We start from the raw sequence: 21,240 nt of genomic DNA, 5'->3' as shown, positions 1-21,240 counted from the left end.
CATCAACTTGAAATCTGCTGTATTAATTCAAAATTCTGAACTCCTAACTCCTGTACAGACGCGATTAATCGCGTCTCTCTTTATTAAGGTGTCAATGCCTGAATTAAGTAGTCAAAGTAAGGTGCTAACTCCGCAGCATCTTCTAAATCAAAAAGGTCTAAAGAAACTTCTTTCAGACAACGAATTGCTATCACTAGATTGGGGAGTGGAATTTCTAAAGAGTTATACATTTCCTGAACTCCAATAGTGCCAATTTCCGCCAGTGGCTCGATATCTTGCAGCACTATAGAATATGTAATCAGACGAATATACCAACCTTGGTCACGCAAACAGGAAGACCGATAAATTCTATTCCCACTATTACTGGGAGTATCATGACATCGTTCCCAAAACTTGAGACTTGCCTTTTCGACAATTTTTTGTTCATTTTCTGTCAGAGTTACAGCAATACGCAGCCGAGAAAATCCACCTTCATAAAAGTTGCGAATAGCGCTTAACTCACCAGGATTGAGATAGCGAGCTTCCCGATCAGCGCTAGAAATTGATTTTGTAATAATGCTCATTTTTTTTGTGCTTTTATTACTTAAATTACGGTGAAGTTAGGAGTAAAGACTGAGTAATTATCAATGTAAAACTCTTAACTCCTAACTCCTGTACAGACGCGATTAATCGCGTCTCTACTCCTAACTCTTCAGCTCAAACCAGAAGCAATGTAGTCGAAATAGACACCTAGTTCTTTACCAGCATCAGCACCTACAATACTTGTGGATACTTCTTTCAGGGCTTGCACCGAGCGGATAGTTGCGCCAACAGGAACGCCCAAAGAGTTGTAAGTTTCTCTCAAGCCATTTAGAATCCGCTCATCAAGAATTGATGGATCACCAGCTAACATGGCATAGGTGGCGTAGCGCAGAAAATAATCTAAATCCCGGATACAAGCTGCATAACGACGGCAAGTATACATATTGCCACCAGGGCCAGTAATATCCGTGTAAAGTAGAGATTTAGCTACTGCTTTAGTGACAATATTTTTGGCATTGGCACTAACTGTCGTCGCTGCACGAGCGCGGACATCACCACTATGAAAATAATTTTGCAGCTTTTCTAAAGAAGTGTTATCTAAGTATTTGCCTTGAACGTCAGAGGTATTGATCAAAGCAGTAATTGCATCTTGCATTATTTTTCTCCTAAATTTATTTCCGAAATATTTGTAATTAGCAGTTAGGAAAAGATGAAGTAAGAACTTACTTTTTTAAACTTCATACTTCATCCTTAACTTTCCTATGACAACGCTCTAATGATGTAGTCAAAATAAGGACCGACTTCGACTGCATCTTCATCACTCAGCAGGGATATCGCTTCATCTTTAATGCAGCGCATAGCCTCAACGATATTTCTGAGAGGAATTTCTAAATTGTTGTACATTTCCTTAATGCCAATCGTGCCAATTTCTTCCAGGGGTTTCTCACTTCCTGCTAAGATAGAATAGGCAACTAAGCGGACATACCAACCCTGGTCGCGTTGACAAGAAGCTGTCTTGCGCTCATTGCCGCTATTACTGGGAGTGTTAGGACACCGTTCCCAAAATTTTTGGCTGCCATTTTGGACAATTTGTTGTTCGTTCTGTGATAATATTTTGGCAATGCGAATTCGCTGATCTCCACTTTTCAAAAATTCTTGAAAAACTCTTAGCTCTTTGGGAGCAGGATAGCGAGATTCACTATCAGCATTCAAAATCAATTCTGTAACTATGCTCATTGTTTACTTTTGGTTATTTGTTAGTAGTTAGTAGTCAGTTGTTTTTCCACTGAACAATTGCCTAACCAGCAATTACAGGCGCTTGAAGTGCAACTGGCACAGAATATGCTTCGCCACTAGCAAGATCCAATGGGAAGTTATGAGCATTGCGCTCGTGCATTACTTCAAAGCCCAAGTTTGCCCGATTCAAAACATCAGCCCAAGATGGAAGCACATGACCTTCAGAGTCGAGAATTGAGTTATTGAAGTTAAATCCGTTCAGGTTAAATCCCATTGTGCTGATACCTAGAGCTACAGCCCAAATGCAAACTACGGGCCAAGCTGCAAGGAAGAAATGGAGCGATCGGCTATTGTTAAAGCTGGCGTACTGGAAAATCAAACGACCAAAGTAGCCGTGCGCCGCAACAATGTTGTAAGTCTCTCCTTCTTGACCGAATTTATAACCAAGGTTCTGGGATTCTAATTCGGTGGTTTCACGTATCAAGCTTGATGTTACCAGTGAACCGTGCATAGCACAGAAGAGTGAACCTCCAAGGACTCCAGCCACTCCCAACATGTGGAAGGGATGCATCAAGATATTGTGTTCGGCTTGAAACACAAACATGAAATTGAAAGTACCACTGATACCCATAGGCAGACCATCAGAAAAACTGCCTTGTCCAATGGGATAAATCAAGAATACGGAGGTTGTAGCTGCCAACGGTGCGCTGTAGGCTACGCAAATCCAAGGACGCATACCAAGACGGTAAGATAATTCCCATTCACGCCCCATGTAACAACTAAGGGCAGGTATGTAATGAAATGCAATCATCTGGTAGGGGCCACCGTTATAAAGCCATTCGTCCACAGAAGAGGCTTCCCAGATGGGATAAAAATGTAAGCCAATAGCATTGGACATGGGAACTACGGCACCGGTAATGATGTTGTTACCGTAGAGTAGTGAACCAGCTACCGGTTCGCGGATACCGTCAATGTCAACTGGCGGCGCGGCGATGAAGGCGATGGTGAAGACGCAGAAGGAAACTCCTAAGAGGGGAATCATTAAGACACCAAACCAGCCGATATATAGCCGATTTTCAGTGCTAGTAACCCAATTACAGAACCTTTCCCAAGTTGGGAAACGGCCCCTCTCTCGTTGCAAAATCGTAGTCATAAATAATTCCAAATTCAAAAATTTCTTGTTTCTCGTTCCCAATCTCAGGCTGGGAATGCCTACAGGTGGGCTACTGCCTCATACTGGCGATGGCGATCGCAGAAGGTAGAAACTCTCTGAATGCGTTCACAGTCTGACACTGGGAACGAGGAATCTAAAATGGTATGAAATGCACGTTCCCAACTAATTTAAAATTCAAAACTCAACGGGATGGCTTCCCCTGTAGCTAAATCTTCAGAGAAGTTATAAACTCGGCGATCGCTTTCGCCTGCCACTTTTATCCCCAAATCAGCCCAATCAATTGTGTCTGCCCAAGTGTTAATAACTCGGCCTTGGCTTTTGATTTCTGGCTGATCAAATGTGAGTTTTTCAAAGTTAAATGCAGCGACATCAACCCCTAAGGCCGCAGACCAAATTCCTGCTACTGGAAAAGCCGCGAGGAAAAAATGCAATTTGCGAGAGTTAGGAAAACTTGCACGCCGCCATACCAACCGCCTCAGATAGAATTGAGCAGACCCAAAGTTGTAGGTTGGATGTTTTTGACCGAGTTTGTATCCGGTATTAATCGATTCTGAGTCGCTTTCTTTGGTACGAATCAAGGTCGATGTCACCAAAGAACCATGCATCGCACTCAGCATTGCACCACCTAATACCCCAATCACCCCTAACTGATGCAACGGACTCATCAGAATATTGTGATCTGCTTGAAACTGCAACATGAAGTTAAAGGTACCGGAAATCCCTAAAGGCATTCCCGCAGAAAAACTCCCTTGCCCAATTGGGTAAATTAAGAATACAGAGATGGCAGCAGCAACGGGAGCAGTGAACGCCAGAGAAATCCAGGGACGCATCCCTAAGCGATAGCTTAATTCCCATTCCCGATCTTGGTAACAGATGATGCTAATCAAAAAGTGCAGCACAATCATCTGATAAGGACCGCCACTGTAAAGCCACTCATCAAAAGAAGCAGCTTCCCAAATTGGGTAAAAGTGCAAACCAATTGCAGCTGATGTGGGTACTACGGCGGCTGAAATGATATTATTGCCGTCGAATAAAGAACCGGAAATTGGTGAACCCATTCCGCCCATGTCTACGGGCGGAGCGGCAATAAAGGCAATGATGAAAACGGTGGCTGCCGTTAAAATAGTAGGAATCATCAGTATGCCAAACCAGCCAATATATAGCCGATTTTCAGTACTCGTCACCCATGAACAAAACTTTTCCCATAAACTAATCTTCCCCCCTCTTTCTAGGATGTTTGTTGCTATTGTTTGAAGATTATGATTTGCAGGCGTAACCCGCGCCTCATGACAGTTAACATCGGCGGTAGCCGCCGCTCTCACTGCCTCATCTACGGTAACAGTCGAAGTTGCAATTATGCTGTCTGACTTTGGCGCCATCTTAATAGATCCTTGCATAATTAAATAGAAATTCTCTATCGCCACAGTTTCTCAAACCGGAGACAACAGAATAATCTTTTGCACTCAAACCAAAGCCGCTGAGACAAAAACTACTTCAAGGTCGATGTCAAGGAAGATAATAAAAAAACATGAAGAACCAATGAAGGAAGTTGATATCTTCACAGAAGTTAACAATATTCATCAGAAAGGTCAGAGGGGAAAGACCTAGCCCTGGACTCTTCAATGACGGCTCTAGAAATAGATAGAGGCATTAAAAAATGAATATATAAGTCACGTTTTAATTATCAAAATAAGTAAACAAATGTAAATTTGCTTGAAGCTGTATAAGTTTTGGATCAGAGAACAGTCAATAATAAACCTATTGCAAAAATACTTGAACTGCCAGAACCGCCAGTGACTCAAGTCACTGCCTAATAGCAAAAGTCCGTTTAAACGGACTAAAACTACTGTCATAAGTCGGTTTAAACCGACTTGAGCTATTAGTCCGAAAATAAACTTTCGGGCGGTTTTTTGACTTTTATAAGAGGTCTAATGATTTTCAAATAAAACAGGAGTCAGAATTCAGAATTCAGAATTCAGAATACTCTACCCATAAAGGGATAGAGTTTTAAGGCGAGAATATTTTAATTTTTTTCGCTTAACCCAACGGCAGAGCTACGGGCATCGCCAGGGGCGAGGTTTTGACCAATATTCATCACCCACTCGTACAGAATTCATACTGAATTCTGACGCCAAGCCGAGGAGCGTCTCCGGCTCCGCTCCTGAGTTCTGAATTCTTCTTATAAACTTGTTCACCACAGATGCTAGTACTGCTTGGCCGAATTCGTAATTCGTAATGACGCTTGAACGCGAACAGCATGTCGTAGACAAGACTCACTAACGTAATTCGTAATTCATATACCTTAAGGGTTTCATTGATTTTCAATGGTTGCTCTATTTGCGCTGTGCTAGTAGTAGATGAAGTCCTAGTGTTTAGGTACAGTAGGGTGATATTGAATGAGAATTTTACTAGTTGAAGATGACGAGTGTATCACCAAAACACTTGAAAGTGTCCTTGGTAATCAACACTATGTAGTTGATATTGCTGCTGATGGTCTGCTTGGTTGGGAGCTAGTAGAAGCTTTTAGCTATGACTTAATTTTGCTAGATATCATTCTGCCCAAATTGGACGGCATAAAATTTTGTCAGAGGTTACGTTCCCATAATTATCAAACACCTATAATGCTACTGACGGGCCAAAATTCTAGCACTCACAAAGTGATGGGATTAGATGCCGGAGCAGATGATTATGTTGTTAAACCTTTTGAACTCTCGGAATTATTAGCTCGAATTCGCGTTTTATTGCGGCGACGAAATTCACCCATTTTGTCAGTGATGAAATGGGAAAAACTGCGTATTGACCCTGGTAGCTGTGAAGTGACTTATGGTTCTCATGCTTTGAATTTAACGCCTAAAGAGTATCGTTTACTGGAGCTTTTTCTGCGTAACGAGCATATTGTCTTCAGCCGCAGTGAAATTTTAGACCATCTCTGGTCTGTAGAAGAAGCACCTAAAGAGGATACGGTGACAGCTCACATCAAGGGTTTGCGACAGAAACTAACGCAAGCTGGCGCACCAACTGATTTTATTGAAACAGTCTATGGTTTAGGTTATCGTCTGAAAGTATTTGCAGATGAAGAAAAACCTTCTGTAGCCTCAAGACAAATAAAAAAAAGCCAAAGCAAGAGGAAGCCACAGATTAGGGAAGCATTAGCAGTTGTGTGGGAGAAGTTGAAAGTACACAGTAGCGATCGCTTAGAAATTCTACAACAAGCCTCACTCGAGTTACAAGCTAACAATCTCTCTGAAGAATTACGGCAAAAAGCATATCATGCAGCACATAAGTTAGGGGGAGCTTTGGGCATTTTTGGCTTTGCAGAAGGTTCACGTCTGGCTAAACACATAGAGCAAATATTGCTATCCCAAATTACTCTTGACCAAAATGAGGCATTGCGTCTTCGCCATTTAGTAGAACTTCTTTCTGGGGAACTACAGCAGCCTGCATTTAGAGAATTGGATAAAGTACTTTGTCATTATGTTGTAGACGATGAAAATAATTGATACAGCAGAATTCAGAATTCAGGAGTCAGAATTCAGGAGTCAGAATTCAGGAGTCAGAATTCAGAATTCAGAATTCAGAATTCAGGAGTCAGAATTCAGGAGTCAGAATTCAGAAGTAAAACAGGCTTTATACTTGGCTTTGAGACAAATCGTTGTGTACTTCACTTTCCTTGAAATCTGCTGTAATTCTAATTCATAATTACAAGCCCCTAAATTTATGATCGTGTTGGTCAATTTACGAGGGGTTAAACCTCATACCTAAAATCTTGGTTTTGCGTTGCTTTCGGGCCCGACAATAAATTCCGGGCTAATAGCTAAAGTGCGTTGAAACGCACTGAAATTAAAGAAATTAAGATGGATTAAGGCTGATGGGTTAGACTCAATTTGCCAACATATCATTTATTTATGGGGATTGTTAATTTGAATTTTGAATTTTGAATTTTGAATTCGGAGCAAAGCGACGTGACTTTCTCGGTTTGCCGCTATCTGAGGACAACTGACAAATGACAAAAGACAAAAAACAAAAGCCGATCGACTCCTTGGAAGCGCTGCTACATCGGATGATGAACCGCATTCGTCAATCCCTAGAGTTACCAGCAATCCTCTCAGGAACCGTTGCTGAAGTACGTATATTCTTGGGGACTGACCGGGTTAAAGTGTATCGTTTTGATGCAGATGCGAGCGGTGAGGTTGTGGCTGAGTCGGTTAACTGCGATCGCTTACCATCTCTATTAGGACAACACTTTCCGGCTGAGGATATTCCACTTGAAGCTCGGAAGTTGTTTCTGAAAGCTCGTCAGCGCTCAATTGTGGATGTTGCAGCCCAGCAAATTGGGCTGAGTCCCTTAGATAGTCTAGAAACGACCGAGCCACTTGATGAAAATAATATGCGGGTTCGACTCGTAGACCCATGCCATATAGAATACCTCACCTCAATGGGAGTGCAGTCTTCTCTAGTTGTGCCAATTTTGCATCGTGACCAATTATGGGGGTTGTTGGTATCTCATCACAGTTCGCCGCGACAAGTGAGCGAGCGGGAATTACAAGTAGTGCAACTGGTTGCAGATCAATTATCAATTGCGATCGCTCAAAATACTCTCCTCGAACAAACCCGCGCCCAAGCTGACCAAGAAGCCACAATTAACCGCGTGGCCAAGCTACTGCATTCCATGACCGAAATGCAGTTACAACAGGCGCTGGAGTTGACTGTATCTGCTTTACAGTCTGCTGGTGGCAGAATTTATATCGCTCCCCAAAACCCAGGTGAGGCGGCTCAGGTGTTTAGCTGTGGGGATTGGGGAATGGGGGAGCGGGGGAGTGGGGGAGTGGGGGAGTGGGGGAGGAGGGGAGCAGGGGGAGCAGGGGGAGCAGGGGGAGCAGGGGGAGCAGGGGGAGCAGGGGGAGCAGGGGGAGCAGGGGGAGATGAGGGAGATGAGGAGGAAGAACTAATGCCCAATGCCCAATGCCCCATGCCCAATGCCCCATGCCCAATGCCCCATGCCCAATGCCCCATGCCCAATGCCCCCATCCTCTTCGAGGAACATCCCGGTTGGCAAGAGTGGTTAAACATGGAGGCGACTGTTGGGAAGGGAAAACTAGTGTGGGCAATTACTGATTTACATCGGGCCGCACTACAGTCAGACTTGGCACAGGCGTTTTTTGATGCTGGGATTCGCAGCTTATTGGTTATTTGCTTGCAATATCGGCAGCAGATATTGGGTTACTTGAGTATTTTTCGCCATGAAATAGACACAGAGACTCTGTGGGCGCGACGACCTGACCGCAATAATGCGCGACATCAGCGCCCGGTTCAATCCTTTGAAGCATGGCGAGAGTTAAAGCGGAGTCAAGCCCAAGAATGGAAAACCGCAGAAGTTGAACTCGCCCAAGCTTTGGGCAGTCACTTTGCGATGGCAATTCATCAATATGAACTGTATCAGAAAGTTCACGTACTCAATGCTGACTTACAGAGAGATATTGAAGAACGCAAGCAGGCAGAGAAAAAAATCTCTGCTTTGAATGCCGAACTAGAGGAGCGAGTACAGGAGCGAACGGCGGAGTTACAGCGTGCTAATGAAAGATTGCTGCGGGAAATGAGCGAACGCGAACAGGCACTACGCGATCGCCAGCAAACACAAGCCTCTCTAGAACGCCTCAGCCGACAGAGTGAGTTAATTTTGAACTCCGCAGGTGAGGGAATTTACGGTTTAAATTCCCAAGGTAATATCACCTTTGTTAATCCAGCAGCAGCCAGAATGCTTTTATCTGGGGTGAAAGAACTAAAAAATCAGTTTATGCACGGAATTGTAAAACATTCCCAACCCGACGGCGCTCCCTATTGCTGGGAAGAAAATCCGATTCGCGCCACTCTGGAAACTGGGGCAGTACAACATATTTCTGATGACATATTTTATCGTTGTGATGGGTCGAAATTTCCAGTCGAGTATGTAAGCACACCGATTAGAGAACAAGGCGATATTGTCGGAGCAGTAGTCATATTTAAAGATATTACCGAGCGACAGATAGTCGAGCGAATGAAGGATGAGTTTGTCTCAGTGGTAAGTCACGAACTACGGACACCTCTCACCTCAATTCGCAGCGCTTTAGGTTTACTAGCGCGTGGTTCCTTAAATGATCAACCAAAAAAAAGCCAGAGGATGCTGGAAATTGCCTTTGATAACACTAACCGTTTGGTACGTCTGATTAACGACATCCTTGATATTGAACGCATCAATTCCGGCAAAGCAACGATGTATAAACAGACCTGCAATGCAGCTGACTTGATGAGTCAAGCAGTGGACGAAATGCGGGCAATGGCCGAAAGAGCAGAGATTAAGCTAGAATTAACGCCCCTTTCAGTGCAGCTATGGGCAGATTCAGACCGGATCATCCAGACACTCACCAACTTACTCAGCAACGCGATTAAATTTTCATCTCCAGGTTTTACAGTTTGGTTGAGCGCCCAAGTAGAGACTAGGAAAGAAATAAATACAGAAGTCACAAAAGGGATTAGTTCTTCCTCTGACCCTTGCCACTCCAACATCCTATTCCAGCTAAAAGACCAGGGGCGAGGAATTCCTGAGGATAAATTAGAAAAGATTTTTGACCGTTTTCAGCAAGTCGATGCCTCTAACTCGCGTCATCAAGGGGGAACTGGCTTGGGATTAGCAATCTGCCGCAGCATTATACAACAGCACGGAGGGCAGATTTGGGCAGAAAGTACTTTAGGGAAAGGTAGTACATTTTATTTCACATTACCTATTAATCATTAAGTAGTTGAAGAAGAATGCAGAATTCAGAATTCAGAATTCAGAATCAAGGCGCTCTCTACGAGACGCTACGCGTAGCTTGCTTCCCCGTAGGGGTACGGCAGAAAGCTACCTCGGCTACGCTCGGCACAAGTCAGGGCAACGTAAGCTCAGTAAGCATCGTACAGAATTCTGACTCCTGAATTCTGTTTCGGTAATACCATTTCTTTATAAAGCTGCGTCAAACCCTTTTAACTAGGACTTACGCACTTTACAAATTGAGCATCATGTGTATATCAAGCTTATTAAGATAAAAGTCTTGCCCTGCCTCGTTCCCAGGCAGCAGCCCAGGAACGAGATGTGATTCATATTTGGTTATGTCTGTCAATGCGTAACTCCTATTAACTTCTTTCTTTCTTTCTTTCTTCGCGTCCTTCGCGTCCAACTCTTGGAGACGCTACGCGAACGCGGTTCGTTTTTCTTTCTTCTACTTAAATATGGTTTAGCGCATCTTCATACAGAATTGGTATAAGCGATGAAAAACACTTTCCGCAAAATCTAAAATCCAAAATGGTATAAGAGGATGTTTCAAAAGTCCTCTTGTTGGTAGCAAAAAGTTTTAGATCCCCCTAAATCCCCCGATAAAAAGGGGGACTTTAATTCCGATTCCCCCCAATTTATCGGGGAGCCAGCGCGGTCTTGGGGTCTCCCCAAGTGGAGCGACTGGCGTGGGTTAGGGGGGATCAACAAGTGCCTAAAATCACAGTTAACCACTTTTGAAACAACCTCTAACAAATGAACAAGCGTATCTTGATTATTGATGATGAAGAAGATATCCGAGAAACGACTCAGATATGTCTAGAGATAGCTAATGAATGGCAAGTGCTGACAGCTGGTTCTGGTAAAGAAGGTTTGCTCAAAGCTGCTTGTGAACATCCAGATGTGATTCTCTTAGACGTAATGATGCCGGATATGGATGGGTTGACGACATTGGAGAATCTGCAAGCAAATCCTGAAACCCAAAATATTCCCGTGATTTTATTAACAGCAAAAGCACAGGCTGCCGAACAGCGTCACTTTACTCAACTCAAAGTGGCGGCAGTAATTACTAAGCCTTACGACCCTTTTACTCTGTCTGAACAAGTTGCACAGGCGTTAATATAGCAATCCCAGGGCTATTTCATTCTCATCTAGTCCGCCTCAGAATGAATTCTGAGTCTAATAGCGAAAGTCGTCTAAAGACGACTAAGAAAAGGTTATAGGTTATAGTCCGTTTTAACGGACTTTAGCTAAAAGCCAAAGAACTTCAGTTCTGGGCGGTTTCTGTCTAGAATGAAATAGCCCTGATAGCAATCGTATTTGATTTGCGAGAATTGCAACCCCAAGATCCCCAACTTCGTAAAAGTTGTCGGGGATCTTGTTTATCACGAATGTGTAACTATTTTTCTTTTTCTTTATCATTCTTCATTAGTTTTTCATATTTTTTGCCTACCCTATGAGAAGAAGCTGGCAATCGCAAGCCAGAAGGTAAATATTTATAGTGAAAACCCGACGCATCTTACTGATTGAGAATAAAAATGCTATTCGGGAAGTGACTCAGCTTTGCTTGGAGACAGTAGAAGGCTGGGAGGTACTGACGGCGGTATCGAGCCAAGAAGCGATCGCTAAAACAAAGACGCAAAAAGTTGATGTTATCCTTGTGGATCTGGATACTTTTGTCTCCGATAGAGACTTATCGACAATTTTGCACCAACTACAGAATAACTCCGTAACCCAAGATATACCCGTAATTTTGTTAACGACTACATTATCATCTCAAGAACTAGAGCAATTTACTAAATTGGGGGTGAGAACTGCGATCGCTAAACCTTTTGATTTAATGACTCTAGCTAGCCAAGTTTCAGCAGTGCTGGGCTGGAACCGATAATCAACAACAGATAGCTATACAAATGTAACCTTTCATTAAGAAAGTATTTTCCTTCATAGGTTCTTCATTTTTATTTCCTATTCTCACCAAAGAAAGAGTTTTTCAGCTACTTATTGCTCTTGAGTTACCTTTGTTTCGCTAATCTAGCGTCACTGGTTAGTCAATCGCTGGCTTTTTTCTCTGCTGTTAAATCATTAAACTGAAACTCATCTAAATTGCATAACTTATCAGAAAGACATTCTTGAGTTCTTATTGCATCTAAGCTTGTAGAGAATTTTCTTTCTGATATTATGCAATTTCAATGTGGGACAGCTTACCAATAAACAAAACTCAAAGTTGTAAATTCTTGCTTCAGTTAGTTATTAGTTGGTCAGCGACTACCAACTAATAACTAACTACTTATAGAGAAACTTTGAGCAGAGTAAAGTTCTCATTTCTTTCATGGAAAAGGGAGAATTTCAATGACAATTACTCCTGAGCGAGAGCAAAAGGTAAGGGTTGAGGTTGATAACAATCCGGTGCCAACTTCATTTAAGAAGTGGTCGGAACCAGGACACTTTGACCGCACCCTTGTCAGAGGCCCCAAAACCACCGCTTGGATTTGGAACCTCCACGCACTCGCCCACGATTTTGATACTCATACCAGCGATTTACAAGACGTATCGCGCAAAATCTTCGCCGCTCACTTCGGACACTTAGCTGTAGTGTTTATTTGGTTGAGCGGTATGTATTTTCATGGCGCTCGCTTTTCCAATTTTGAATCTTGGATGACGAACCCTACAGCCATTAAACCCAGCGCCCAAGTTGTCTGGCCGATATTTGGTCAAGAAATTTTGAATGCAGATGTGGGCGGCGGCTTCCACGGCATTCAAATTACCTCTGGACTCTTCCAGATGTGGCGTGGGCAAGGTTTTACTAATACCTACCAGCTATATTGCACCGCCATTGGTGCCTTGGTGATGGCAGCAGTGATGCTGTTTGCTGGCTGGTTCCATTACCACGTTCGCGCTCCCAAGCTGGAGTGGTTCCTGAATTGGGAGTCAATGATGAACCACCACCTGGCAGGGCTTTTAGGCTTGGGTTCTTTGGGTTGGACAGGACACCTGATTCATGTTGCCTCACCAACTAACAAGTTGTTAGATGCTGGGGTAGCTCTAGGAGACATTCCTTTACCCCACGAATTCATCTTGAATTCCAAGTTGATGGATCAGCTCTATCCCAGTGCAAGTTGGGGTTTCGTTTCGGGTGTAGTGCCTTTCTTCACCTTGCAGTGGGGAAATTTTGCTGACTTTTTGACCTTTAAGGGCGGTCTGAACCCCGTGACGGGCGGCTTGTGGTTAACAGATGTAGCACACCATCATTTAGCGATCGCAGTGCTATTCATCATTGCCGGCCATTTCTACCGCACGAATTGGGGCATCGGCCACGACTTCAAGGAAATGCTCGATGATGCCAGAACTCCGAAGATGCTGCCATTATTCAGCTTTATTGGGCCTGTCGGTCATAAAGGCCTCGATAAAATTTTCGAGACTTCCTGGCACGCTAATCTAGCTATCCACCTAGTACAGTTTGGAACAGCCAGCCTCCTCGTGGCGCACCACATGTACGCGATGCCCCCTTATCCTTATCTGGCAACGGATTATGCGACCGTTACATCGCTATTCACCCACCATGTATGGATTGCAGGTTTCTGCATTGTTGGGGGCGCGGCTCACGCAGGCATCTTCATGGTACGGGACTACAATCCAGCCGATCATGTTAACAACGTGTTGGATCGGACGATCCGCCACCGCGATGCAATCATCTCCCACCTAGCCTGGGTGTGTCAGTTCCTTGGCTTCCATAGCTTTGCAATGTACTGCCACAACGACACCATGCGGGCTTTTGGTCGTCCCCAAGATATGTTCTCGGATACGGGAATTCAGTTGCAGCCAGTGTTTGCTCAGTGGATACAACACATCCAGACGATGACCATCGGAAATCCCGCTCTCCAAGCTGCTGCACCTCTGGGTAATGCTTTCGGCGGCTTGCGGGGTCTGGAACTGGGCGGATTGGGAACTGCTGCACCTAATTTGCATGAGCCTGTCAGCTATGCCTGGGGTGGCGGTATTGTCGCAGTGGCTGGCAAAGTGGCGATGATGCCCATTACCTTGGGTACTGCGGATTTTATGATTCACCACATTCACGCCTTCACAATTCACGTCACTGTTTTAGTGCTGCTGAAAGGTGTGTTGTTTGCCCGCAGTTCGCGTTTAGTTCCAGATAAAGCTAATTTGGGCTTCCGCTTCCCCTGTGACGGACCGGGACGAGGCGGTACTTGCCAGGTATCAGCTTGGGATCATGTTTTCCTGGGTCTGTTCTGGATGTATAACTCCTTGTCAATGGTGATTTTCCACTTCTTCTGGAAGATGCAGTCGGATGTCTGGGGGACGGTAGATGCAGATGGGGTAGTGACGCACATTACGGGTGGAAACTTTGCCCAATCATCGATTACCAATAACGGCTGGTTGCGTGATTTCCTCTGGGCGCAGGCGACGCAAGTAATCACATCCTACAATTCAGCACTTTCGGGCTACGGCTTAATGTTCTTAGCGGGACACTTCGTTTTTGGCTTTAGTCTGATGTTCCTGTTTAGTGGTCGTGGCTACTGGCAAGAGTTAATCGAATCAATTGTTTGGGCGCACAACAAGTTGAAAATTGCCCCAGCTATTCAGCCTCGCGCTTTGAGCATCACTCATGGTCGGGCTGTGGGGGTCGCTCATTACCTTTTGGGAGGAATTGTCACCACTTGGGCGTTCTTCCTGGCGCGAATGTCGGCATTGGGATGATACTCCTCTCGTTCCTAGCCCCTAGCTAGGAACGAAGATAGGAACTCCCATGAGGTTCAACCTCTGGATGTGCAATCCCAGATTCAGCCTGGGAACGAGAAAATCTCAAAACTTTTAAAACTATGGCGACTAAATTTCCCAAATTTAGCCAAGGACTTGCACAAGATCCAACGACGCGACGCGTTTGGTATGCGATCGCCACGGCTCACGATTTTGAAAGTCAAGATGGCATGACGGAAGAAAATCTTTATCAAAGGATTTTTTCTTCTCACTTCGGTCATCTAGCAATTATCTTTCTGTGGGCGTCAGGAATTTTGTTCCACGTTGCTTGGCAAGGTAATTTTGAAATCTGGCTTAAAGACCCCATACATATCCGTCCCATTGCCCACGCGATTTGGGATGCTCAATTTGGGCCAGGGGCAATTGAAGCTTACACCCAAGCGGGAGCGCGTAACCCGGTAGATATTTGCTACTCCGGTGTTTATCACTGGTGGTACACCATCGGGTTGCGGACGAATGATGAACTGTATGCTGGGGCTATTTTCCTAGTTTTGCTGGCGGCTGTATTTTTGTTTGCAGGTGCGCTGCATTTAAAGCCCAGATTCCGTCCTAGCTTGGCTTGGTTCAAGAGTGCAGAACCTCGTCTCAACCACCACTTAGCGGGTTTGTTTGGTGTCAGTTCCTTGGCTTGGGCAGGTCACTTAATACATGTTGCTATTCCAGAATCTCGTGGTATTCATGTAGGTTGGGATAACTTCTTGTCTACCCCACCGCATCCAAGTGGCTTGCAACCGTTCTTTACTGGGAACTGGGGGGCATACGCGCAAAATCCCGATACATCAGCCCATGTATTTAATAGTACCCAAGGCGCAGGAACAGCAATTCTCACCTTTTTGGGTGGTTTCCATCCCCAGACTTACTCTTTGTGGTTGACAGATATCGCGCATCATCATTTGGCGATCGCTGTAATCTTCATTGTTGCAGGTCACATGTACCGGACTAACTGGGGTATCGGTCACAGCATCAAAGAGATGATGAACTCCAAGGAATTCTACGGCAATAAAGTTGAAGGACCCTTCAACTTACCCCACCAAGGACTGTACGAAACCGTTAATAATTCTTTGCATTTCCAACTCTCTTTGGCATTAGCTTGTCTGGGTGTGGCGAGTTCCTTGACGGCGCAGCATATGTATTCCATGCCGCCTTATGCGTTTATCGCTAAGGACTTTACCACAATGGCGGCACTATACACACACCATCAGTACATTGCCGGTTTCTTGATGGTAGGGGCGTTTTCCCACGCGGCGATCTTCTGGATTAAGGACTATGACCCAGAACAGAATCAAGGAAATGTTCTAGAACGGGTACTCAAGCACAAAGAAGCGATTATTTCTCACCTTAGCTGGGTATCGATGTTCTTGGGCTTCCATACTTTGGGTTTGTACGTCCACAATGATGTCGAAGTAGCTTTTGGGGCGGCTGACAAACAAATATTAATTGAGCCTGTATTTGCTCAGTTTATTCAGTCGGCTAACGGTAAGATATTGTATGGGTTTAACACGTTGCTGTCAAATCCAGATAGTATTGCTTCCACAGCATGGCCCAATCATGGCAATGTCTGGTTGCCGGGTTGGTTGGATGCAATTAACAACGGCACCAACTCCTTATTCCTGACAATTGGCCCTGGTGATTTTTATGTACATCATGCGATCGCTCTTGGTTTGCATGTCACCACTTTAATCTTAGTCAAAGGTGCGCTAGATGCTCGCGGTACTAAGTTAATGCCGGATAAAAAAGACTTCGGCTATGCTTTCCCCTGCGATGGTCCCGGACGGGGTGGCACTTGCGATATTTCTGCGTGGGATACTTCCTACCTCGGCGTGTTTTGGATGCTTAACACCCTTGGTTGGGTCACTTTCTACTGGCACTGGAAACATCTTTGCGTCTGGCAAGGCAATGTCGCCCAATTTAATGAGTCTTCCACCTATCTCATGGGCTGGTTCAGGGATTACCTTTGGGCGAACTCCGCACAGTTGATTAATGGCTATAACCCTTACGGCACAAATAACTTAGCTGTTTGGGCTTGGATGTTCCTCTTTGGACACCTAGCTTGGGCTGTTAGCTTCATGTTCCTGATTACCTGGCGAGGTTACTGGCAAGAATTAATCGAAACCTTAGCCTGGGCGCATGAACAGACTCCACTATCCTTTGGCTACTGGAGAGATAAGCCCGTTGCTTTGTCAATTGTTCAAGCTCGTTTAGTCGGCTTAACTCACTTTACTGTTGGTTATATCGCAACTTATGGCGCTTTCTTAATCGCCTCAACAGCAGGTAAGTTTGGTTAACCTTCAAAGCTGTTTAACTACACTTGAAATTACGCAACAAATTCTAGTTCTTTGCAAATAAGTGCGTAATTAATCTGCAAGTATTCAGCTAAAAATATTCAGTTTTCGACCTCCTCTCTTACCTATTTAGGTAGGAGAGTTTTTTAGTTACAAATATGTTAACTTTCAATAAAAATGCTCTAAATTTCCGCGCCAATGATAGTATTTAACTAAGACAACAAGGAGAAATAGTAATGTCTAATACAGCTGAGATCGCAGAGGTAATTAAAGAATACAACGAAGAAGACATAATTAAACCCTTCAAAGGAGATCCTTGTCTTGGTAATCTATCCACTCCTATCAATGATTCTCCCATAGTTAGGGCTTTCATTAGTAATTTGCCAGCTTACCGTAAAGGGTTAACACCTTTCATGCGGGGGTTAGAAATTGGCATGGCTCATGGTTATTTACTAGTTGGCCCAGAGGTTGTGGTTGGTCCTCTGCGAGAATCAGCACATGGAACCAATCTCAGTGGATTAATTACCTCCATATATATAGCATTATCAGCCTGTTTAGGTATTTCCATCTTTGCAATTACTACTTTCCAAGGAAATCCTAAAGGAGCTTATAATTCATATTCTAAAGACTTCCTTCGACCACTAAGAACTCGTGAAGAATGGAGTCAATTGAATGGTGGAATTTTTGTTGGTGCAATGGGTGGCGCGATATTTGCCTACTTTCTACTAGAAAATTTTGATTCTTTAGATGCTATCTTGCGAGGTGCGGTTAACGCTAGTTAATCAAGCTTGTCTTGGGAATTTGGGATACGTCCAGAGGGTTTTAGATAAATTTTTCAACTTTGAATTCATGAGGAGAATACATCATGGTAGATATAACACAACTAACAGGTGATTATGCCGCTTCATGGCTACCCTGGATCATGATTCCCTTAATATTCTATATCTTGCCTTTTCCAGTATTTGCTTTAGTATTTATCTGGATTCAAAAAGAAGGCTCTCAAGAAGAAGGCTCTCAAGAAGAAGTATGATGAATTCATGGAAAGCGGCGGGAAACTCCATCCCCAGGTGTCTGTAGAGGGATAGCCGCCCCGCCGCTTTAGTCATTAGTCATTTGTCATTGGTCATTGGTACTAATGACAAATGACTAGTGACTAATGACTAAAAACTCCACCCACAAGGGGATGGAGTTTTTTATAACACACCTACTTATGAACTACTCCTGGCGATAACGTTGTAGCCAGGGGTTTCTACATCCGGTGAAAAGTCAGCGCTGGGGAAGGTTGCCATAGATTCGGTGGTGCTAAATACAGGCATCAAGGTTTACTATTGGCAGTCGAGAGAGTCGCCAGCCCGCACCTGGCACTTTCAAGACCTATGCTCTCAAAGTTTCTTTTCAATCAATAGTTCCATTTCATAATATGAAGTATTTTCTTTTACCCATACTTCGATAAGTTCGCCAGCCAATTGTACTGATTCCTCTGAAAGTTCGCACGCAATAACTAATTCTTCAATGAAATTTTCTTCATCATCAATAAGTCCAAATTTATCCATCCATGCTCCAATATAAACTTTTTCTGTAGTCGCTTCATCTTGATTAATACAAATACCTTTTTTACTATCTGGCGATATTAAGCTATAAATTGGATTCCCATCTAAAAATGGAGTTCCATCAACAAAATGAACGTTCAACCAAATTTTCCATCCATGTTTCTGTCCTTGGTGTTTTATAAGAATACTCTCACACAAATTACGCCAAAAATTTTCAGAAGCTTTGTAATCATCAATATTTGATAAAAAATTTTTAAATAGATGTTTTACCATTTTTTGTTCAAGTTAGTGTTATGAATTTTTTAATTACGATCAAATTTTTTGATTCCTCCAAAAACAATTAACCAAACTACAACAACAACCCAGTGAATTAAAACTATCACAAACAAAGATCCTGTTAGGGTATATGCAACAGTACATATAATTCCCAAAAATGCAGCTAAAACCAGAAAAACACGATTATAAAATGTGGGGATTTCAGCTTTAGAAAATATTTTACTATTCAATGGATGATATAAAATAAATAATAATAAACTCACTATTGCCCACAAAGCCCATTGGAACCAATTGGTGATTTCGCTAGGATGAGGAAGCAAACAAACGCGAAAAAAGAGTTCTTCAACAATCGCAGGTAAAAATAAACAACGCAATATTAATAAGCATTTATCAATCCAATTTGCAGACCAAATTTGGATATGTAAAAATCCAGATTTCCAGCCATAAGGTAGGGCAATAACACTATAAATTATCAGCATTAAAGCAACAACTAACCAATCTTTTAGTGTCGGAACTGCTAAGGACGTTAAAACGCGATTTAAAAGAATTGAAAGTGGTGAAATATTGGTAAAGGGAATCTTAATTTGTCCCAAAAGTCCTGTTGGTGCAATGGGTATAATATTAGGTTGCCAACCACCTACTTGATTGGTTCGCAATACTTGCATAATCGCACCATGTTTTAAAAATATTGCGGCGAGGTCGTCGTGTGCAAGTCTAGGCATTATTGTTCGCCATGTTGTCAAACCAGCCCAAATACTACCATCTTCAAATGGTTGCGTGGTTTTTCCTATTCCTGTACCTGCAAGTATACCTGCTTGACTGTGCCAATCAGCGCGAACTATACCCAAGGGTGCTAATTGTTGTTCCAAAGATTTACCTAATTCAACTAGCTGCTGAAAGCGTAATGCTTGCGGGTGATTGGGGTTTGCGCGTACCCAAGTTTGAATTTGAGGAGTTATAGCAACTTGGTTTTTAATTACCAGTATCGTAGTATAAAGTGCTTGGCTTGCGTCTTGGACGCATGAGGTAGCAGGTGATACCATTGCGCCACCAGTTCCATCACCAACCCGATAACGTGCCATTGTTACCTGTAATTGTTGCTGGAATTGTTCTAAAGGCGAAAGTTTAACACCATCAAAATCATAATCCTGCGTTACAGGGTCGAATTTGATCAGAATATCTGATACTGGACGTGTTGCCAGCCAACCATGTTGTAAATTACCCATATAATCAGCCCATGTATGCGTTCCGGCAATAATTCCATCAGGGTTATGGGCATAAATTTGGTGGTATTTAGTCTCAAAGCGTAATTCTTTAGTAAACTCGTCGCGGACAACTTCTGCAATTCCAAAAGCAAAATGTCCGGTGATAGTATAAGGTACTCCGACTGATTCAGCTTTACGTCCGCCAATTCCACCAAATAGGTGTAGGACAATAGCTTTATTGCCTTCTTGCCATTTTGATATAAATTGATTATGTGAATTTTGTGTTTCTACAGGTTTTAATAATACAGTATTGAATTTACCTTTATTTTTCTCGGTATTTCGCCAATTTACATCTTGGATGTAATTTAGCCCTAATTCCTCACCAGTAATGATTTCACGGGGTTGAATTTGAAACAGAGAACGAGGTGCAAGTGCTACTACCGTAAATACACCCTTTGCATCGGCAGCACCATAAATATACCACCCATCCTCACCCGCAGGTGATTGTTCGATTTGCTGCGAACTTGAAGGAGCAAAATTTCGCTTATCTATTACTTGTTGGGGAATACGAATAGTTTCTTTAAGACCATCAAAATTATTTGAATTAGGGTTATAATGGTGTACCAAAAAATAGTCGTTATACTGCTTTTCTTTGGGAAAAAAAATAGTTTTGGAGCTAGATTTAATCGGGTTAATTATTTTTACCAACCCATAAAATCTACCAGTTGCCAAAACAGGTTCGCGTTCAATTTGCAAAATAGATTTTTCTTTACTGGCATCAATGATTGTACTTGAATCTAAAGCAACAATTGCATCATCATCAGGATTCGCACCAGCCAAAGAGCGTAAAATTCCTACCTGACGAACTCCATTTAGTCGAAAAGGATGAATGTTACCTTTTTTTTGACTTTTAATCACTTCAGAAGTGAAATTTATATCTCGCGTTACAGCTTTAAGGTGATCAAGCAAATCTTTATTCTTTTTCCACTCCAAACGCACAATATTTCCTACCAACTTTTGCGCTGTAGGTGGTGCATATTGCACTTCCATCCATACCCAATCTAAACCATCTTGTAATTGCTGTTTCGTTGGTAAAATTAACCTTCCTACCCAGTCGGCAATCGGTTTATAAAGGTTTGCAGATGGAATTTGTGCAACGGGATAAAAACTAGCTTGATTAAAATTTGGTCGAATATGGATCGCGTAATTGCTTTCTTGTTGTATTAACTGGGGTTGGGTTGGGGAGAGTTGCCACACCGCAATTACTACTATGAATGCTAGCAGTAAAAATCTCGTAAATAGTAGCCTTGCTTTTCGACTCAATCCACGGAAAATCATATATTATCAGCAAGTTTTAATTGCTGATAATCTTACTCTAAATATACTGTTTTGAGTCCAGTACAAGAACCCCACCCCCAACCCCCTCCCCGCA

At 43.1% G+C, this 21,240-nt stretch carries 15 protein-coding genes; 8 read left to right on the top strand and 7 right to left on the bottom strand.

Translation table 11 applies throughout. From position 1 onward, the window contains the following. Positions 1–83: 83 nt before the first annotated feature. The 5 genes from apcD (V7K27_RS07655) to V7K27_RS07635 all read right to left on the bottom strand — a co-directional run bounded on the left by apcD (V7K27_RS07655) (position 84) and on the right by V7K27_RS07635 (position 4,311). Positions 84–563 (bottom strand): allophycocyanin subunit alpha-B, encoded by a 480-nt coding sequence (apcD, locus tag V7K27_RS07655; RefSeq protein ID WP_334945865.1) that lies wholly within the window; start codon positions 561–563, stop codon positions 84–86. Positions 564–691: 128 nt separating this feature from the next. Continuing rightward, positions 692–1,177, bottom strand: a complete 486-nt coding sequence (locus V7K27_RS07650; protein WP_334945863.1) for an allophycocyanin subunit beta — start codon at positions 1,175–1,177, stop codon at positions 692–694. A gap of 104 nt (positions 1,178–1,281) precedes the next feature. Continuing rightward, on the bottom strand, positions 1,282–1,758 hold the full coding sequence (gene apcD, locus V7K27_RS07645; RefSeq protein ID WP_334945861.1) for an allophycocyanin subunit alpha-B: 477 nt from the start codon (positions 1,756–1,758) through the stop codon (positions 1,282–1,284). Between the two features lie 61 nt (positions 1,759–1,819). Then, positions 1,820–2,911: a photosystem II q(b) protein gene (gene psbA / locus V7K27_RS07640; protein WP_334945860.1), complete on the bottom strand. Its 1,092-nt coding sequence runs from the start codon at positions 2,909–2,911 to the stop codon at positions 1,820–1,822. Positions 2,912–3,099: 188 nt separating this feature from the next. After that, entirely contained in the window at positions 3,100–4,311 is a 1,212-nt protein-coding gene (locus V7K27_RS07635) for a photosystem II q(b) protein (RefSeq protein ID WP_334945858.1), read from the bottom strand. A gap of 1,017 nt (positions 4,312–5,328) precedes the next feature. On the opposite strand from V7K27_RS07635, the gene V7K27_RS07630 reads away from it, so the two are divergent. From V7K27_RS07630 to V7K27_RS07595, 8 genes are all read left to right on the top strand, one after another. After that, positions 5,329–6,432 (top strand): response regulator, encoded by a 1,104-nt coding sequence (locus V7K27_RS07630; protein ID WP_334945856.1) that lies wholly within the window; start codon positions 5,329–5,331, stop codon positions 6,430–6,432. A 503-nt stretch (positions 6,433–6,935) separates the two neighbouring features. Continuing rightward, positions 6,936–9,704, top strand: a complete 2,769-nt coding sequence (locus tag V7K27_RS07625; protein WP_334945854.1) for an ATP-binding protein — start codon at positions 6,936–6,938, stop codon at positions 9,702–9,704. A 771-nt stretch (positions 9,705–10,475) separates the two neighbouring features. Further along, positions 10,476–10,844 (top strand): response regulator, encoded by a 369-nt coding sequence (locus V7K27_RS07620; RefSeq protein WP_334945852.1) that lies wholly within the window; start codon positions 10,476–10,478, stop codon positions 10,842–10,844. A gap of 376 nt (positions 10,845–11,220) precedes the next feature. After that, positions 11,221–11,607, top strand: coding sequence for a response regulator (locus V7K27_RS07615; RefSeq protein WP_334945850.1), 387 nt, complete (start codon positions 11,221–11,223; stop codon positions 11,605–11,607). A gap of 461 nt (positions 11,608–12,068) precedes the next feature. Next, positions 12,069–14,435, top strand: coding sequence for a photosystem I core protein PsaA (psaA, locus tag V7K27_RS07610; protein WP_334945848.1), 2,367 nt, complete (start codon positions 12,069–12,071; stop codon positions 14,433–14,435). A gap of 122 nt (positions 14,436–14,557) precedes the next feature. Then, entirely contained in the window at positions 14,558–16,780 is a 2,223-nt protein-coding gene (gene psaB, locus V7K27_RS07605; RefSeq protein ID WP_334945846.1) for a photosystem I core protein PsaB, read from the top strand. A 233-nt stretch (positions 16,781–17,013) separates the two neighbouring features. After that, complete coding sequence (locus V7K27_RS07600) at positions 17,014–17,559, top strand: photosystem I reaction center subunit XI (protein WP_334945844.1); 546 nt, start codon at positions 17,014–17,016, stop codon at positions 17,557–17,559. 83 nt (positions 17,560–17,642) lie between these two features. Further along, the gene (locus V7K27_RS07595) at positions 17,643–17,807 is read left to right on the top strand and encodes a hypothetical protein (protein WP_334945842.1); all 165 of its coding nucleotides are present in this window, start codon (positions 17,643–17,645) and stop codon (positions 17,805–17,807) included. Positions 17,808–18,159: 352 nt separating this feature from the next. Here V7K27_RS07595 and V7K27_RS07590 read toward each other — a convergent pair whose 3' ends face one another. Together V7K27_RS07590 and V7K27_RS07585 are read right to left on the bottom strand one after the other, a co-directional pair. Beyond that, positions 18,160–18,600: a hypothetical protein gene (locus V7K27_RS07590; RefSeq protein WP_334945840.1), complete on the bottom strand. Its 441-nt coding sequence runs from the start codon at positions 18,598–18,600 to the stop codon at positions 18,160–18,162. 29 nt (positions 18,601–18,629) lie between these two features. Then, a complete protein-coding gene (locus V7K27_RS07585; protein ID WP_334945838.1) occupies positions 18,630–21,146 on the bottom strand; it encodes a CPBP family glutamic-type intramembrane protease in 2,517 nt (838 codons plus the stop codon). Positions 21,147–21,240: the final 94 nt, after the last annotated feature.

The organism is Nostoc sp., from assembly GCF_036919575.1.
In the GTDB taxonomy this organism is placed as follows: Bacteria; Cyanobacteriota; Cyanobacteriia; order Cyanobacteriales; family Nostocaceae; genus Nostoc.
The sequence above is the reverse complement of the archived record's forward strand: the minus strand, read 5'-3'. Positions and strand labels throughout refer to the sequence as shown.

What these genes read in the sequence shown, in the direction of transcription:
- apcD (WP_334945865.1), bottom strand. Translation starts at nt 563, where the DNA reads ATGAGCATTATTACAAAATCAATTTCTAGCGCTGATCGGGAAGCTCGC.
- V7K27_RS07650 (WP_334945863.1), bottom strand. Translation starts at nt 1,177, where the DNA reads ATGCAAGATGCAATTACTGCTTTGATCAATACCTCTGACGTTCAAGGC.
- apcD (WP_334945861.1), bottom strand. Translation starts at nt 1,758, where the DNA reads ATGAGCATAGTTACAGAATTGATTTTGAATGCTGATAGTGAATCTCGC.
- psbA (WP_334945860.1), bottom strand. Translation starts at nt 2,911, where the DNA reads ATGACTACGATTTTGCAACGAGAGAGGGGCCGTTTCCCAACTTGGGAA.
- V7K27_RS07635 (WP_334945858.1), bottom strand. Translation starts at nt 4,311, where the DNA reads ATGGCGCCAAAGTCAGACAGCATAATTGCAACTTCGACTGTTACCGTA.
- V7K27_RS07630 (WP_334945856.1), top strand. Translation starts at nt 5,329, where the DNA reads ATGAGAATTTTACTAGTTGAAGATGACGAGTGTATCACCAAAACACTT.
- V7K27_RS07625 (WP_334945854.1), top strand. Translation starts at nt 6,936, where the DNA reads ATGACAAAAGACAAAAAACAAAAGCCGATCGACTCCTTGGAAGCGCTG.
- V7K27_RS07620 (WP_334945852.1), top strand. Translation starts at nt 10,476, where the DNA reads ATGAACAAGCGTATCTTGATTATTGATGATGAAGAAGATATCCGAGAA.
- psaA (WP_334945848.1), top strand. Translation starts at nt 12,069, where the DNA reads ATGACAATTACTCCTGAGCGAGAGCAAAAGGTAAGGGTTGAGGTTGAT.
- psaB (WP_334945846.1), top strand. Translation starts at nt 14,558, where the DNA reads ATGGCGACTAAATTTCCCAAATTTAGCCAAGGACTTGCACAAGATCCA.
- V7K27_RS07600 (WP_334945844.1), top strand. Translation starts at nt 17,014, where the DNA reads ATGTCTAATACAGCTGAGATCGCAGAGGTAATTAAAGAATACAACGAA.
- V7K27_RS07595 (WP_334945842.1), top strand. Translation starts at nt 17,643, where the DNA reads ATGGTAGATATAACACAACTAACAGGTGATTATGCCGCTTCATGGCTA.
- V7K27_RS07590 (WP_334945840.1), bottom strand. Translation starts at nt 18,600, where the DNA reads ATGGTAAAACATCTATTTAAAAATTTTTTATCAAATATTGATGATTAC.
- V7K27_RS07585 (WP_334945838.1), bottom strand. Translation starts at nt 21,146, where the DNA reads ATGATTTTCCGTGGATTGAGTCGAAAAGCAAGGCTACTATTTACGAGA.